This window comes from Streptomyces sp. NBC_01116, from assembly GCF_041435495.1.
GTDB lineage: Bacteria > Actinomycetota > Actinomycetes > Streptomycetales > Streptomycetaceae > Streptomyces.
Genome location: NZ_CP108644.1, coordinates 6,857,274 through 6,873,175 on the forward strand (window position 1 = coordinate 6,857,274; position 15,902 = coordinate 6,873,175).

Annotated in this window: 13 protein-coding genes; 4 read left to right on the forward strand and 9 right to left on the reverse strand. The window is 70.3% G+C overall.

From position 1 onward, the window contains the following. The first annotated feature begins 223 nt into the window (after nt 1-223). The 3 genes from OG245_RS30080 (at nt 224) to OG245_RS30090 (ending at nt 2,539) form a co-directional block, all read left to right on the forward strand. Nucleotides 224-1,129, forward strand: coding sequence for an NAD(P)-dependent oxidoreductase (locus OG245_RS30080; RefSeq protein ID WP_371626501.1), 906 nt, complete (start codon nt 224-226; stop codon nt 1,127-1,129). 68 nt (nt 1,130-1,197) lie between these two features. After that, nucleotides 1,198-1,782, forward strand: coding sequence for a hypothetical protein (locus tag OG245_RS30085; protein WP_371626502.1), 585 nt, complete (start codon nt 1,198-1,200; stop codon nt 1,780-1,782). Between the two features lie 505 nt (nt 1,783-2,287). Further along, nucleotides 2,288-2,539 carry a hypothetical protein gene (locus OG245_RS30090; protein WP_371626503.1) on the forward strand — a complete coding sequence of 84 codons (252 nt, stop codon included), beginning with the start codon at nt 2,288-2,290 and terminating at the stop codon, nt 2,537-2,539. A 972-nt stretch (nt 2,540-3,511) separates the two neighbouring features. Here OG245_RS30090 and OG245_RS30095 read toward each other — a convergent pair. The 9 genes from OG245_RS30095 to OG245_RS30135 form a co-directional block, all read right to left on the reverse strand. Further along, a complete protein-coding gene (locus OG245_RS30095; protein WP_371626504.1) occupies nt 3,512-4,336 on the reverse strand; it encodes an endo alpha-1,4 polygalactosaminidase in 825 nt (274 codons plus the stop codon). Further along, nucleotides 4,333-4,995: a spherulation-specific family 4 protein gene (locus OG245_RS30100; protein ID WP_371626505.1), complete on the reverse strand. Its 663-nt coding sequence runs from the start codon at nt 4,993-4,995 to the stop codon at nt 4,333-4,335. Before OG245_RS30100 ends, OG245_RS30095 begins: the two co-directional genes overlap by 4 nt. Further along, complete coding sequence (locus tag OG245_RS30105; protein ID WP_371626506.1) at nt 4,992-5,918, reverse strand: NAD-dependent epimerase/dehydratase family protein; 927 nt, start codon at nt 5,916-5,918, stop codon at nt 4,992-4,994. The genes OG245_RS30100 and OG245_RS30105 overlap by 4 nt, the downstream gene beginning before the upstream one ends. Nucleotides 5,919-5,925: 7 nt before the next feature. After that, nucleotides 5,926-6,639, reverse strand: coding sequence for an NDP-sugar synthase (locus OG245_RS30110; protein WP_371626507.1), 714 nt, complete (start codon nt 6,637-6,639; stop codon nt 5,926-5,928). Between the two features lie 32 nt (nt 6,640-6,671). Next, nucleotides 6,672-7,673 carry an SDR family NAD(P)-dependent oxidoreductase gene (locus OG245_RS30115; protein WP_371626508.1) on the reverse strand — a complete coding sequence of 334 codons (1,002 nt, stop codon included), beginning with the start codon at nt 7,671-7,673 and terminating at the stop codon, nt 6,672-6,674. 99 nt (nt 7,674-7,772) lie between these two features. Continuing rightward, the gene (locus OG245_RS30120) at nt 7,773-9,179 is read right to left on the reverse strand and encodes a hypothetical protein (RefSeq protein ID WP_371626509.1); all 1,407 of its coding nucleotides are present in this window, start codon (nt 9,177-9,179) and stop codon (nt 7,773-7,775) included. Further along, nucleotides 9,176-10,699: a GT4 family glycosyltransferase PelF gene (gene pelF, locus OG245_RS30125; RefSeq protein WP_371626510.1), complete on the reverse strand. Its 1,524-nt coding sequence runs from the start codon at nt 10,697-10,699 to the stop codon at nt 9,176-9,178. Before pelF ends, OG245_RS30120 begins: the two co-directional genes overlap by 4 nt. Nucleotides 10,700-10,799: 100 nt before the next feature. After that, complete coding sequence (locus tag OG245_RS30130) at nt 10,800-12,947, reverse strand: hypothetical protein (RefSeq protein ID WP_371626511.1); 2,148 nt, start codon at nt 12,945-12,947, stop codon at nt 10,800-10,802. 486 nt (nt 12,948-13,433) lie between these two features. Then, nucleotides 13,434-13,961, reverse strand: a complete 528-nt coding sequence (locus OG245_RS30135) for a hypothetical protein (protein WP_371626512.1) — start codon at nt 13,959-13,961, stop codon at nt 13,434-13,436. 1,014 nt (nt 13,962-14,975) lie between these two features. On the opposite strand from OG245_RS30135, the gene OG245_RS30140 reads away from it, so the two are divergent. Further along, complete coding sequence (locus tag OG245_RS30140; RefSeq protein WP_371626513.1) at nt 14,976-15,692, forward strand: DUF4839 domain-containing protein; 717 nt, start codon at nt 14,976-14,978, stop codon at nt 15,690-15,692. Nucleotides 15,693-15,902 lie beyond the last annotated feature (210 nt).

Genomic DNA, 15,902 nt, shown 5'->3' on the forward strand with positions numbered 1-15,902 from the left:
TCCGCGAACGTTTGCAGGTCAGGTCGCCGGGACGGCCGACTGGCGGTGACGTTCGCCGTGCTGCGGTGACCTGAGCGGCGACGGCGATTCATTTCCTTGCGCTGGTCGGTCTGTACGCGGTCACCGAAGCGGCTATTAAATAGAGCGCTCGTTCTAGGGCATGGTACGTTCTCGCCGTGCACCGAATAGAGCGATCCTTTTAGCAAGGAGCGGAGATCTCATCATGACCAGCACCAGCACCAGCACCAGCACCAGCACCAGCACCAGGCAGTCGGTCACCGTCATCGGCCTCGGCCCCATGGGGCAGGCGATGGTCGGCGCCTTCCTCGACCGCGGATACGACGTCACCGTCTGGAACCGCACGGCGTCGCGCGCAGACGCTCTGGTAGCCCGTGGGGCGGTGCTCGCGCCGAACGTGAAGGAGGCCCTCGCCGCCAACGAATTGGTGATCCTCAGCCTCACGGACTACGACGCCATGTACGCCACTCTTGAGCCCGCCGCGGAGACGCTGGCCGATCGGACCCTGGTGAACCTCAGCTCGGACACACCGGAGAAGGCCCGCGCCGGGGCCCGCTGGGCAGCCGAACGGGGCGCTGTCCAGTTGACCGGCGGCGTCACCGTACCGCCCTCCGGGATCGGGCAGGCCGAGTCCTCGACCTTCTACAGCGGCCCGCGCCAGGTCTTCGACCGGCACCGGCTCGCGCTCGAAGTCATCACCGGGCGGACCGACCACCGGGGAGAGGACCCCGGGCTTGCCGCGCTCCTGTACCAGGTCGGCATGGTCATGTTCTGGACCTCCATGCTGAGTTACTGGCAGGCCCTCGCCGACGCCAACGGCCTGACGGCGGAGGACATCCTGCCGCACGCCGTGGAGACCGCGAACTCGCTGCCGGGGTTCTTCTCCTTCTACTCCGAGCGCGTCGACACCGGCCAGCACATCGGCGACGTGGACCGTCTGGCCATGGGGATGGCCAGCGTCGAGCACGTTCTGCACACCAATGCCGACGCGGGCGTCGACACCACCCTTCCGGCCGCGGTCGCCGACCTCTTCCGGCGCGGCATGGACGCCGGACGCAGCGCGGACAGCTTCTCCAGCCTGGTGGAGCTGATGAAGAAGGCCGAGGCGTAGCCGGGCCGGCCCGACGGGTGGCTCACCGCGCAAGCTGACAAACTGCTCGCCATGAGGGAAACGGGTTCATGGCTGAAGTGATCGCGATGCTGGAGGAGTTCAGGGGCATCGCCCCGCTGACCGCCGAGGCCGCGGCGGCGCGGTTCCTGGCTCATGGGTGGACGCCCGGGGGCAAGACCCGTGACGGCGTGGAGACGTCGTGGGACAAGGGCAGCGTCGGGGGCTGGATCCGGACGTTCGATGGTGGGGCGGTCAGCGTCTCGTTCTTCGTCTGGATCCGCGACGTAGACGAATCGGGCTACTTCGACGACCTGGATGCCGTCTACGAGCAGGGGGAGCAGGTGCTGGCCGACTTCCTCCCCGAGATCGAGGAGTCCCGGCTCGCCGGCCACCTCATCGAGGCCGAGCAGACGGAGGCGGACAGGGACGAGTTCATCAGGCTGAAGAAGTGGACCCTCGACGGCCGGTTTCTCACCGCCGGTGTGATCCAGCACGACACCGATCTTCCGGTGATGGTCATGGTGGTGCTGAGCGCCGACGAGCGGCAGTGGCTGTGCCGAGGCCCAGGTCTTACAGCAGTCCCCGGGTCACGCCGTCACGCCGCCGACCCCCGGGGGCTCCGATACGCGCATCTCTCTGCGTCTGGTCAATGATCCAGTCCAGGGCGTAGGGGCCCGTGCTGTAGGTGGGGGCCGTACGCCAGATCTGGGCGAAGACGTCGACCAGGGCGTCCTTTGCCTGGTCCGCGGTGGAATGTCTGGATCGCAGGAGGGCGAGAAGCAGCGGCGAGACAAGGTCGTACAGCTCGGCCAGGGCCTTCGTGCTGCCGTGGGCGATCAGCACCAGCAGGTCATCAGCCCGCGCCGTTGCTCGTCCAGGCACCACGCACGCGGCCTTGGGTGAGTGACCGACACCCTGATTCCGCTGCCGTGTCCCAGTCTCCGCTTCCTTCACACATCTCACCTTATCGGTGCTTCGGCTGCCGCCTGGCCCGGGGCCGTAAGCCCTCTCGGTCCCCCGGCCACCGGTCAGCTTTCAACCAAGGCTCCAGAAGGGTGCATTACCGCTCCGGCGAGGCGGGGCACTTCGGCATGCGGCAGGAAATCCGTAAGAGTTCGTGTTGCCCGACAGCCGTTACGTCTTTCGAGAGGACCACTCATGCTCCGCCGTATCGCGTTCACCCTGGCCACTGTCGCCGCCGCCGGTTTCGTCGCCGCCGCCCCCGCCGCCGCCAACGACTGGGAGGGCGGCAAGGCCGGCGGCGGCTACCAGCACGTCGAAGGGCACAAGGCGAGCGCGGACTACCTGAACCTTGGCGGCCCGTACGGCATCACCTACGCCAAGGAGAAGAAGGCCGGCTTCGAGGCCGAGCGCGGCTACTTCTACGCCCAGTACCTCCAGGGCCGCTAGAACGCACCGCGTGCGGGGCCCGCTCCTCGTGAGTGGGCCCCGCACGCGTATGCGGCGAGGAACTCGACGGGTTCCGGGAGGCGGGCTGTCGTGGGGCACCCCAGGAGTGGCACCCCACGACAGCTGTTCCTCACAGGCCGTCACCGCGAGGAACGGGTGCGGCGGCCATAGTCGATGGCGCCGCAGTGCGCGGTGCTCCTTCCCAAGCCTCCGCGCACAGGCTATTCGCCACCGGACGGGCGGTGGATTGGTCCGCGAGAGGACTTCTCACCGGTCGGCCCGACTCTTCCGCCCACGGCCGAGGCCCGGCACCGAGGACTGGCCGGACCGGCCGGCGAGTGGAGACCTTGGGAACGACGAGGGCGGGTGTGCCCCTTTCAGCCCAGTGGTCGGTGATGTGCCGTCGCGATGATCGGTTCACCGCGTAGGTCGTGGCGAACTCGATCCCCAGAGCCATGAACGCCCCGCACGGACCCGACACCGGCACGAACCCCATCCCCGCCGCTGTCCCGACCGCGACAGCGGCCCCCCGCGGCACCGTGACCGCGGCCACCGCCACGGTCCGCCCCGCAAGCGGGTGCAGCACCAGCCCCACCAGTGCGAATCCGACGAGGGCGGCGGCGCCGCTCCGGCACAGGACGACGAACCCGATCACGCGTGCGGGCGCCACATACCGGCTGGACGCGATCGGCGTCGGCGGTCGGCGCTCTCCCACCGCCCTCGGCGACCTCAGTTCCGCCAACAGGCGGTGAAGAGCTTCCGGTTCCCGCCGCCGGAAGCCGAGCCACTGGTAACGGCGCACCTCCGCGCTGTCCGGTGGCAGGCGTTCCGTCTGGGACGCGGCACCAGGCGCTGGACTCGATACTCAGTGCTGGGCTGCCGACGGATCCGGTGGTGATGTGGCGGGACCCGGCGAGCGCCGGGCCAGGCGGGGCCACGTGGCCCGAACCACTCCGGGCCCGGCCTCGCTGCTCAGCACGGACTGCGCCAGGTCCCCAGCTCCCACTTCTTCCGCATGGAGGAGAGGCCCAGCCTGCGGGACTCGGGGCAGAAGCGGTCGGTCGGCTCGGTGTACTCCACGTGGAAGACGGCCTTGCCCGCCTCGATGAACGGTGTGAGCCTCGCGCACTCGCCGTACTGCGCGCACTGCTCGTTGACCGCGAAGTCGAAGGCTCTCACCAGCTGCGGGATCTGCGAGAGATCATTCTTCAGGCCCACCGCCAGGCCGCGTTCGTGGGCGATGCCGGCGATCATGCGGTTGTATCGCAGTTGGTCCCGCGCGGTGAGCGGGAAGCCCGTGTCGTCGGCGTACCCCTCCACGAGGTCGGGCTCCACCGCGTCGAATCCCTTCTTCCGGCACATGTCGAACCGCCGTTCCATGATCGGCCGAAGCAGGGAGATCCGCCGGATGTCGAGCCAGCGCTCACCCCGCCAGCCGTTCGGCCCGCCCAGCACCGAGCGGGGGAAGGCATCCTTGTCGGGCCGGTAGTCCTCCCAGGCGCCCACGTTGATGTAGCAGATCACCTTGCGGCCCGCGCGGTGGAGCCGGGCGACGTCCTCGGCGTCGTTCTCGAAGCCGTCGATGTCATAGACCGGCACGTCGGCCGCCTCGGCGTCGACCTTCCCGTCGAGCTGCCACTGCCAGGCCAGCCCCGGACGAGGCTGCCACCGGCCCTTGCTCGGTCCGCCCGATGCCGGGTCCCGGCTGCCCGTATCGGAGCAGCCGGACAGCAGGGTGCTCACCACGACCGCCAGCACGGCTGGCAGGGCTGCCCACGGCAGGGCTCCGCGTCTCACCGCCCTGCTCCGGACAGCACCGGCGTGAGCCGGGCCCACGGGTTGGGTGGCTTCCCGGTCACCGGGCCCGACACCGCGGCACCACGCTCGTGGGCGGTGCGCACGGCCAGCGGGGTCAGCGCCTCGGGTACGTCGTACACCAGGTGGCAGAAGCGGTCGGGCGGACAGCGCGTCGTCCAGTCGGGCCTGCTGAACGCCGACACATAGGTGGTCCAAGGGCCCTCGAACGTGACGAGGAGATCGGCGATGCCGGCGTAGCCGGGAGCCGGGTGCACGCCCGGGTTGAGGACCACGGGCGACGCACCCTGCCGGCGCAGCGAGCGCACCAGCTTCCGGTAGGCGGGCAGCGCGTCCCCGGCGGCGCTCACCCGGTCGAGGAAACAGCCGTCGGTCGCATACCACTCCCGGTGCCGGGCGGCATCGGCGGTGACATCGGCGGAGGACCGGGTGCCGTAGTCGGTGTCCACATAGCCGAGTACGCGGGCGCCCGCTCCCCGCAGCGCCCCCGCCGCGGAGACGAAAGCGGGATCGGGGGCGCCGCCCGGCCCGTCCGCGGGATTGAGCACGACCGCGTAGGTACGGTCGGCCGCCTCAATGAGCCGGTGCCAGGCGGCCGGGTCCACGGCCGGGTGGACGTAGAGCGGGATCAGGAGGCTCACGATGACGGTTCGCCTTCCTCGTGCGGGGCCGGAGGGCTGGCGCCGGCGGACCACAGTGCTGTCAGAGACTCCCGGAGCGCATACGAGGGACGCCAGCCGAGGGCTGCCCCGGCGGCAGAGATGTCGGAGCGCTGCCAGGACACCTGCTCCGAGCGGGCGGAGCCGACGCCCTGTTCCTCGATGCGTCCGCCGAAGCCCGCGATCTCTGCCAGGGTATGCACCAGTTCACGCACCGGTACGGCGTCGCCGCCGCCGATGTTGAGCACGCGCGGCAACGGCCCGGGCGCCGTCACCGCCTGCTCCACCGCCCGTGCCACGTCACGTGCGTCGACGAAGTCGCGGTACGCCGACAGGTCCCCGAGGCGGAGCACCGCGTCCGTGTCCGAACCCGCCTCGCGCAGGAGCCGGGTGACCCGGCCGGGCAGTCCGCCGGGAGGTGCCCCGGGCCCCACCGGGTTGCCGACCCTGAGGACGAGTGCGTCCAGGGCCGAGGTCGTGACGGTGACCGTGCCGGCCAGCTTCGTGGCCCCGTAGGCGCTGAGTGGGCCGGTGGCCGCCGACTCCGCCGTCGGAATCCTGCCGGTCCCCGGGCCGTACTCGGCGGCCGAACCGAGATGGACCAGCCTGGCCGAGGGACAGGCCAGAACCATTGCCTCGCACAGGACGGCGGGCCCCCGGGCGTTGGCCTCCGCCAGCGCCACCGGGTCCCCGCCGGTCGCGCCGGCACAGTTGACCACGGAGTCCGGCGCCGCCGACGCCAGGGTCTTCGCGAGCCGTTCGACGGAGTCGGTGGCGAGGTCGACGGGAACGTCGGCGGCGGGGGACCGCCCGCCGCCGAGGACCCGCGCGCCCTTGAGAGCACCGAGCCGCTCGGCGACGTGGGCCCCCAGATAACCGGTGGAACCGAGGACGAGAATGCGCATACGCTGCTCAGGCCCCCTTGAGCAGCAGGGACTTGCGGCTGGTGAACTCCGCGTTGGCCCGGTCGTAGTCGTCGGGACGGCCGATGTCCAGCCAGTAGCCGTCGAAATCGTAGGCGTGCGGGGGGTTACCGGAACCCAGGAGGTCCAGCACCAACTCGTCGAAGCCCAGCGGCAGTCCGGCGGTGTAGCCGTCGAGTGTGGCCCGGGTCAATCCGTACACCCCCATGGAAACGCGGTAGTCCAAGCTCGGCTTCTCGGTGAAGCCGACGACCTTGCTCGCGTCGGTGGTCAGTACGCCGAAGTCGATGCGCACCTGGCGCGCGTACGTGGCGATGGTCAGAGGTGCTCCGGAGTCCCGGTGTCGGTGGAGGACGTCGGCGTAGTCGAGGTCGGTGAGAATGTCCCCGTTCATCACCAGGAAGTTCTCCGGCAGCCGTTCACGCATCGTCAGGAGTGGTCCCATGGTCCCCAGCGGGGATTCCTCGGTGGAGTAGTCGACTCTCAGGCCCCACTGGGAGCCGTCGCCGACGTAGGCCCGGATGATCTCGCCGAGATGGCCGATGGCGATGGTGCAGCCGGTGAAGCCGGCCGAGGCGAGCTGGCGCAGGACGATCTCGAGGATGGCGTGCTGGTCGCCGATGGGCACCAGCGGCTTGGGCAGAGCCGTGGTGTAGGGCCGCAGCCGGACACCCTTGCCACCGGCCATGATCACTGCGTACATGGTCTTCCCCTTGCTCGAAGTGCCGGATGTGGTCAGATGTTGTACGTGCCGGTCTTGTAGCGGGCGAGATTCCCCGGCTCGCGGAAGAACTCCACCGTCCGCGCGAGGCCCTCCTCCAGGCTGTGCGCCGGGCTCCAGCCGGTCGCCGCGTGCAGTCGCCCAGCATCCGCGACCAGTCGCATGACCTCCGAGTTCGCGGGCCGCAGCCGCTGCGTGTCCTCGCGGACGTCGAGCGTGGTGTCCATCAGCTTGCCGATGAGGGCGACCAGGTCGCCGACGGAGATCTCGCCGCCCGTACCGGCGTTGAAAGTTCGGCCCACGACCCGCTCGGCGGGCGCGGAGCCGACCGCCAGGAACGCCTGCGCGGTGTCCCGGACGAAGGTGAAGTCCCGGGTGGGACGCAGGTCGCCGAGGGTGATGGTCCGCTCCCCCGCCGCGACCTGGCCGATGACGGTAGGGATCACGGCCCGCATGGACTGCCGCGGCCCGAAGGTGTTGAACGGCCGCAGCGTCACCACCGGGGTGTCGAAGCTGGCGTGATAGCTGTCGGCCAGGCGGTCCCCGCCCGCCTTCGAAGCCGCATAGGGGGACTGGGTGTTGATGGGGTGGTCCTCGGTGATCGGCACGGTCTGCGCGGTGCCGTAGGTCTCGCTGGTGGAGGTGTGCACCAGCCGCGGTGTGCCCGCGGCCCGTACCGCCTCCAGCACGTTCAGGGTGCCGGTGATGTTGGTGTCCACGTAGCTGTGGGGCGCCCGGTAGGAGTAGGGGATCGCGATGAGCGCGGCCAAGTGGTAGACGCTGTCGGCCCCTTCGACGAAATGGCGGACCGAACCCGGGTCCCGGACGTCTCCGAGGACGATCTCGACCTGGTCCAGGACGGCGGGGGAGAGGGTCTCGAGCCAGCCGTACGAGGAGAAGGAGTTGTACTGCGCCATGGCCCTCACCCGGTGCCCGGCGGCGACGAGCGCCTCGGTGAGGTGGGAACCGATGAAGCCCTCGGCTCCGGTGACGGCGGCGAGCGATGGGGCGTTCAAGATGGTTTCCTTCCGGTGGTTGGTGGTCGGTGGTCGGTGGCGGTTCGAGGGGCCCGGGAAGCGGACGCCTGTGGCGGGTGCGCGGTCGGTGGAGCCCGGTCAGCTGTGGGCGGCGGGTCGGCCCAGCCGCCGTACGGTCAGCGCGGTGAGACAGAGCACGGCAGCACCGCAGCTCAGCGGCAGCGCCGCGGTGCCCGGTGGCGCGCCGGTCAGCGCCCCCGCGCCGGAGAACGCCGCCGCGGTGAGACATACGGCGGCCGGCGGCCAGGCGGTGCCGAACGCCTGAAGCAGCAGGGAGACCCACAGCGTTGCGGCGAGCAGCAGCAGGGTGGCGGGTTCGGCGTTCACGAGCAGTGCCGCCGGCGTCAGGGGGCCGAGGTACACCAGCAGGCAGCCGGCGAGAACGGCGGCGGAGCGGGCCCGGAACCCGCCGAGCGTTCTCGTGGACCGCAGTGCCGCCACCGACAGGCCGCGGTAGCGGTACAGCAGCCACTCGGCCGGCCCCATGCTCAAGGTCAGCACGATCACGGCCCAGGGATGGTCCCGGCCGGCCAGGAACACGAGTGATCCGGCGGCCAGTCCGAACAGGCCGTACGGCAGGGACGGCCACAGCCCCAAACGCGCGGTACCGGGCGCGGCCGGGGCCGAGCGGGTGGCGCGCAGCGCCCAGCCGGCCGCGGCGACCGTGCCGAGGAGCGACAGCAGCGGCAACCCGGCGCGGAGTGCGTTCCCGGGTTCCCACCACAGCAGCGACGCCCCGCCGACGGTGACCGGCACGAGGGCCGCCAGCAGCAGCCGTTCGCGGCCCAGTACGAGCAGCACACCGGCCGCCGCGAGGTAAGCGGACTGGGCCGTGACGGCCAGGGCCGTCACGGCCGACCCCGAGAGGGCGGCGCCGGCGGCGGCGGCCGCGGCAGCGCCCAGCGGCGCCCCCTTCGCGAGGGTGCGGCCCGCCTCCAGCCGCCCGGTCGCCAGGCGCACGTACGCCCGGTGGCCCAGTGCCTGGTTCCACGCCCACGAGATGAGCCCGGCCACCACCAGCGCCCGCACCGCGCCGTCAGGAGGCAGCAGCCGCCCGGCGAGCGCGTACGCGAGGCCGGGGAGCGCGAACAGCAGCCCTCGCAAGGCGCAGCGCACATGGTCGGGCCGCCAGGTATCGGCGGGACGGGGCGGCTCGGGGAACGACCGCGGTACACGCCGGTACAACGCCGTCGCGAGCGAGAACAGGTCGGTGTGCCCGTACTTCTCCCGGATCAGGTCGCCGGTGAGGCCCTCGGACTCCAGCAGGGCGGCGACCTCGTAGGGGTGGACCGCGGGTGCTATACGGTCGGCCAGTGCGGCGGCCAGCTCGTCGACCGCGTCGGCTCGCGCCCCGTGGCCGGGCAGGACCGGGGCCGGCGGGTGCGGGCCGGCGAGGCGCAGCGCGAGGGTGCGGTCGTCGGCGAGGCGCAGGGCCAGCGTGTGCTGCTCCGCGCCGCCCGGTTCCAGCGGCATGGGCCCACTCATCCGACCGCGCTCCTCACCGGTGAACTGCCCACCGTCGTCGGCGCGTGTTCCTCTACGGCCGAGAATGCTCTCCGGCCGCCGGACTCGGACAGCTCCTGGTAGATGGAACGGAAGGTGTCGATGGTCTGCCGGAGGGTGAACTGCTCGATCACTCTGAGCCGGGCCCCCTCGCCCATCGTCCGGCGCCGCTCGGCGTCGGCCAGCAACTCCAGGGCCGCGTGGGCCATCGCGGCCGGATCGCGGGGCGGCACGACGAGACCGGTGTCGCCGACTGCCTCCCGGACGCCGCCCACGTCCGTGGAGACGGTCGCCCGCCCGCATGACATGGCTTCGATCAGGGTGAAGGGGAAGCCCTCGCTGATGCTGGAGAGCATCACGACGTTTCCCGCCGCGTAGGCGTCCCTGATGTCCTCGACCCGGCCCTCGAAAGTGACCGCGGCGGCCTGGCCCAGCTCCGCGGCCAGCGCCTCGCACCTGTCCCGGTAGGCCTCCCCGCCGCGCGGCGTGCCGCCGAACAGGCGCAGCCGCGCGGCCGGCATCCGCTCCCGTACGAGGGCGAAGGCGCGGATCAGGGTCTCCAGGTCCTTGATCGGGTCGACGCGGCCGGCCCAGCTGAGGACGGGGTCGGCAGGTTCCGGGCCGGCGGGCGGAAACGCGGCGGGGTCCACACCGTTGTAGACCGTCCTGATCGCATCGGGCGCGGCGCCTCCGTGCTCCTCCCAGAGCCGGTTGTAGCGGTTGCCCGGGGTGATCAGGGCGGCCCGCCGGTAGGTCTCCTCCGCCAGCAGCCGGAAGAAGCCCAGCACGAGCGCCTTCACCGGCCACCGGTAGGGAGCGGTGCGGTATCCGAGGTAGCGCTCGCGCAAATACACGCCGTGCTCGGTGAGCAGCAGCGGCACACCGTGCCGTTCCAGCGCGGCGAGGCCCGGCAGGGCCGCCACGCCTCCGCTGACCGCGTGCGCCACTCCCACCTCCGGGTACGGTGCGGCCAGCGGACGCAGGGCGTGCTCCAGCAGTGCGGTCGCGGTCACCGCGTCCTGCAGGGTCGGCCGGGCCTCGCGCGCCGCGAGCCCGGGCCGGTTCCAGAGGGCCGTCAGGATGCCGATGGCATGGTCTCCGCGCAGGAAAGGACTGAGCCTGGCGTCCTGGGCGGCCCGCGCCAGCGCGTACAGAGCCGGGCCGAAACCGCCTTCCGCGCGCGGGTCGAGCAGTGCGGTCACGAACCGCTCGTAGGACTCGGCGAGCCGTCTGCGGTGGTCTCCGCGCGGCGCCCGCCCCTCAGGGGTGGGACCCCACATGGGGACGGAGACGATGCGGCCGATGTGGGCGGGGGCGTCCCAGACGACCGGCTCGCGGCCGGTGCCGGTGACGGCGATCACGTCGAACGCGATGTCCGGCATGCCGGTGACGAGTTGGTCGCACCAGACGCTCACACCACCGTGACTGTGCGGGTAGGTGCCTTCGGTGAGCAGGGTGACGCGCGACACGCCGGAGTGTGGCGCGCCGTGGGGAAAGTACATCGATCTGCTCCACGGCCGGGAAGTGAGGTTGTCGGGCCCGGGGGTCGCGGGCCCGTCCCGGCCGCCGCACCGGCGACCGGGACAGGAGGGCGTACGCCTGTCAGCGCTCCGCGCCGTAGCGGACCTGCTCCGCGACGCCGGAAGGCACTTCGGTCCGCGGTGCGGCGTCCGTCGGTGCGCCGGTCACGGCGGGCCTCCCGTACGGCCCGTCCGCCACGGCCGGCGGGCCCGCGGACACGGGCAGGTCCAGGCTGTAGGGCAGGCCGTCGGTCGAGGCCCAGCCGGAGACCTTGCCGGCGTAGGGAGCTCCGAAGCCGGTGCCGCCGTGCTGGGTACCGGCCGGCATGGTGGCCGCGATCGCCACGCCCCCGGGAGCCCGCACGGTCACGCTGTCGCCGATCCGGTAGGCGGTGACCTGGCCCGCGTCGAGGGCGGCCCGCCAGGCTGCCCTGCGCTGCATCTCGACGCCGATGTCCTTCATGCGGAGATTCACCACGGGGGTGCCGCCGGTGAACAGGTCGTCGTAGGCGCCGAGCACACCGTCGAGCACCGGATAGGCGATGCGGTCCTCGGCGAGGTTCGACTGGTGGATGAAGTGGGGCTTGGGGTCGTTGGAGAGGACGTGCCCCAGCGCGATCCGGGTCTCCAGCGGGACGATGTGGTCGGTGTAGCCGGTGGCGATGTCCAGCGGCGCCGCCAGGCAGGTGGAGGTGGCGGGGTTGTCCTCACAGATCCCGCTGCCGCCCTGGGCGCGCCCGGTGTAGATCCAGTTGTACTCGTCGACCTGCTCGGCTTCCCGCCCGGCGTTGTAGAAGACGTTCATCGGGTAGCGGGAGACGGTCGTGGCGGTGCCGACCCGGCGCTGCACGGGGTCGCGGGAGTTGTCCGAACCCAGCCACTCGATGCCCGTGTCGGTGAGGGCGGGCCCCAGGTTGGGGTTGTCCACGGGCTGCTGAGGGGTCACCTTCAGGCCGGAGTGTTCGCCGGTGACCAACTCTTCGCTCCTGAGCGGGAGTCCGGCTGCCACGCCCCACGCCTCGTTGGTCGCGATCTCGTCGGCGATCTCGTTCCGGCCGACCCACCGGGTGGATCCGTCCGGGTTCTTCGCGCACGTCCACGGCACCACGCTCGTGTTCTGCACGCAGCCCAGGAAGGCGTGGGTGTAGGTGTGGTTGATCCAGCGGAACTGGTCCCGGCCGGCTATGAGCCTGTCGGCGAGGGCATCCTGGCCGCCGTTGTCCTCGCGGTGGTCGAGGGTGCCGGAGGCGTTGTAGGCGAAGTCGAGTGTGAAGTCCCGGCGGTTCTGCCAGGCGGTGGCGTGATCCACGTCGGCCGGGACCATGCGGATCGGGTTCGGGGTGCCCTCGCCCGGCTGACAGTCCACGTCGCCGGGCGTGCAGTTGAGCACGGTGTCCCAGCGGTCGTCAGCGGCGAAGACGTCGTCGACGTGGACCGCGAAGTAGTTGCGGTCGGCGCCGAGGTGCACGCCACCGGTCATCCACTCCACGATGCCTCTGGCCAGCAGTCGGTACTGCTGCTGGTACCGGTTGTAGACGAAGGTGACGACGAGCTCACGCCGCCCGTCGTGCCGGTACTCGCCCACCAGGGAGCCCTTCGTCGGCCTTCCCGGGATGGCGGCCTGGACGTACGGGGTGAAGTCGGCGCCCGCCACCGGCGTCGAGAGGTAGGCGTAGGACTCGCCCACGGTGGGGGAGTTGTCCTCGAAGGGGACAGCGCCCTCCAGGTAGCCGAAGGGCCCGGCCTTGCCGGCCTGTGTCACCTCGGCCCGTATCCCGTCGACGGAGCCGGCGTAGCCCGTGCCGACCGCCGCGTTGAGTCCCACCTGAGGACGCGCGTAGGTGTAGGCGTCGACCTGCGGGATCGAATACGCCTGTTCGTAGGCCACGATGGCCGCCATTTCGGCGGAGCCCGTCGGGAACGGGTTGTCGTTGGGCAGGACGACGGCCTGGTACTTCGCGCGCGGTCGGCCGTCGACGGTGTCGGCGAGGAAGCCCGCGTCGATCACGGGCCGGCCGGCGTCCTCCAGCTCGACCTCGGTGTACGGCGTTCCGGCGTTCTCCAGTTCGGCGGCGATGGCGTCGGTGGACGGCCCTCCGTCGCTCACGACGAGCACGCGCAGATCGACGCGCGGTGCCGGATCGTCCGCCTGGGCGGCGGCAGCCGGTAACCCGATCGTTGCCATCAGCGCGCCGACTACGAGCGCGGTGGTGCGAATAGTCCGCTTCATGCGGTGGAAATCCCTCCCCAGGGCAGGGGAGGTTGGGCTCCTGTCGGAGCCTGCCCCACCCCATGGCCACGCCGCCGCCCCTCTGAGGCAACGGTCGTCGACGCTTCCGTCGAGACACATGGTGAGGTCCGTGTGGAGTTTTTGTGTGACTGCCGGGAAACTTGACGGAAAAGCATATGTGGCGATCAATCTGACAAGGTGGTCGTCGTCTCCGGTTGCGTCGCTCCCGGGCCCGGAGGTGAGGAGTCGCCCGCAGGCCGGTGTGCTGCTGCGGAAGGCGAACGGCGGAATGCGGGCTGCTGGAACCCGAGGGCGAGGAACCCCAAGGGGCTGGACCCGAATCCCGGTCGGCGTGGGGCTGCATCAAGTCATTCCTGGATGACATGCCGACGGCGGCCAACGTGGAGCTGGGGTCGGCCGCCGTCTTCGTCCATGGGGTGCCCGCTCAACACGGATGTGCGCCCCTGGGGGTGCGCGGGGGCGCGGTCACGCGCACAGCACGCGGGTCTCGGGTGTGTAGACCGGGCCGCCGCTGAGGCTGCTGCTGTCACTGAACTCCGCGTAGAAGTACGAGTAGAAGCCGATGTTGCCGTTGCAGCCGGAGTCTGCGGCGACCTGCAGGGTCAGGGTGACGGTCCGGCTCTGGCCGGGCGGGATGGTGGTGCCGTAGTTGCCGCCGAGGTTCGCCGGCCCGGTGCCGGAACACGGGACGGCGCCGGTGTTCGTCGCCAGGCTGCAGCCGGTGAAGCTGTACTTGAGGTCGGGACGCTGGGTGGTCAGCCAGGTCGGATCGATGGACTGGTAGATGAACCAGATGTCGTACGTCTGGTTGTTCTTGATCGTCATCGACAGGTTCACCGCACCACCGGGCGTGGTGGTGGCGGCGTCGGTGGCGAAGGACAGCTCGGCCGGGGCCGGGGCGGCGGCGTTCGCGGAGGGCGCCAGGCCGAAGAGCGCGAGGGCGAGGGCGATGATCGTGGCGAGACCGAGACGTCTCGTGCGAGTGGATCTCATGGCCGGGGAGCGTAGGCGCGGCCCCCGCGCACCGTCTGCACCCGGAGTCGCCCCGTGCTCGCAGCGCGGCTGAAAGTGATTGGATGGTGAAGGTCTTGTGCAGTCGCCTTCACGCGGTGGTGTGGAGGGCCGTTCCCGCACGACAGCGCCATGATGCGGTGCGGGTACGGAGAGTTGTCGCGCGTCGCCCTGCCGGACGATGCGGGTGGCGAGGTCAATGGCGGATTCCGGCGGCTCGTAACCCGCGCCGAGGTGTGCTCCGGCACCCACCCCGATTCCGGGCACCCTGTCGGCAGGCCTCCTCGGGTCGCTTGTGCGACGCCCGCATGCCCAAGCACGTGCGGGGCGGTTGAGTTTCGCCGCGATGGCATCAAGGTCGTCCTGACCTTGCTCGTGGGGTGCACAAGGTACTGAAAGGCAACAGTGATCAGTGCAGGGCCGTGCAGGTAGGTATTCGCAGGTCGGATGACATGCTGCGGTGTCGTGCCCCTCATCTCCATGGGGCACGACACCCCGCCCGTCAGATGTCCCGGAAGAGACCAGTCGCTCAGCTGACCTGCGGGAACGCTCGTTCATCAGCCTCTGACCTGGGGAAACGGCCTTTCGGTTGTTTCACGCCCGTGCCTCTTGATGCGGCCGAAAGTCCCAGGAAAGTCCCAGAGGGCTCCCAAGGAGACCAGGCGTTCTTTCCAGGTCATGCGGGCTATGCAAGACGCCAGGAGCGAAGCCGGTTGCGAGCGGAACATGGTGACGATCGCGAGTTCGAGTCGGGCGGCTCTTCGTGGGGGAGCACCACCCTGCGGCTGCCGCGTCGAACGGCCACGGACAGGCGTAGGCATCGACGTCGTCTTTATGCTCTGCATCCGCAGCCGAGACGCGCTGCTTAAGCGCGGCAGCGAGCGACCCGGTCAAGCGGGAGAGCAGGGGCCGAAGGTGACGTTCGTCTCTCGCGAAGTCATCTATGCTCGCCTCCAGTTGGTGTGACCAGTTCGCTGCAGGGGGGCGGAGAGCCGCGTGGCCGATGAGATCAAGTACGAGTACAAGGCCGTGCAGACGGTTCGGGGCACCGACGGTTTGGTGATCTCGAAGATGCAGAAGGACGGATGGGAGCTCGTAGAACAGCTCCCAGGAAGACTTCGCACCACCCTCAACTTCCGTCGGCCGAAGAGGCCACTGCCTTGGCGTCTGATCGGGGTGGGGGTTGCCGCCCTCGTGGTCTTGGCCGCCATCATCGGCACGGGCGTTGCGCTCGGCGACGGCGACGAGGAGAAGGGCGCGTCAGCCAGTTCGCCGGCCGCCAGTGAGAAGCCTTCCGCTACGCCGCCCGTAGACGAGCCGACCACCGCTGAGGTGATCACGGCGCAGAACAGTCCCGAGTTCGCCACGTTGTTGAAGGCGGATCCGTGTGGCGAAGCGAACGTGAACTTCGCAACCAAGCACGAGGGGCAGACGGTCGCCTTCGACGGGTCAATCAGGCACATGGCGGCCCACGCGGATGCCCGGACCCGCTACGACTTCCTTCTCGGCCCGGGCGACAAGGGGCCGCAGACGACGGACGGCCCGAACTTCAAGTACGAGGACGTCAACACCGGAAACCTCCACCTGACCGGCAAAGAGGTCTCTGCCACCATTGCAGTTGGCGACAAGTTCCGCTTCACCGCCGAGGTCATCGAGTTCAACACGGTTCAGTGCCTGTTTCGCCTCGCCCCGGTCTCGACGGAGACCCGGTAGCCGAGATGGCCAGCTTTCCCAACATGGAGGAAGCTGTCCGAGGGAACGGCCCCCTGCTCCATCCATTCGAAAGTTTTGCATTTTCCCACCAGCTTGCCAGACGGCAGCGCCATCCTTGACCCATGCCCGCATCCAGCCCTGCCCAACGGCTCGCCGACCACATTCGACACTTCCTTGGTAGCGGACCGTTTCTCCAGCCCGGCGGATGGA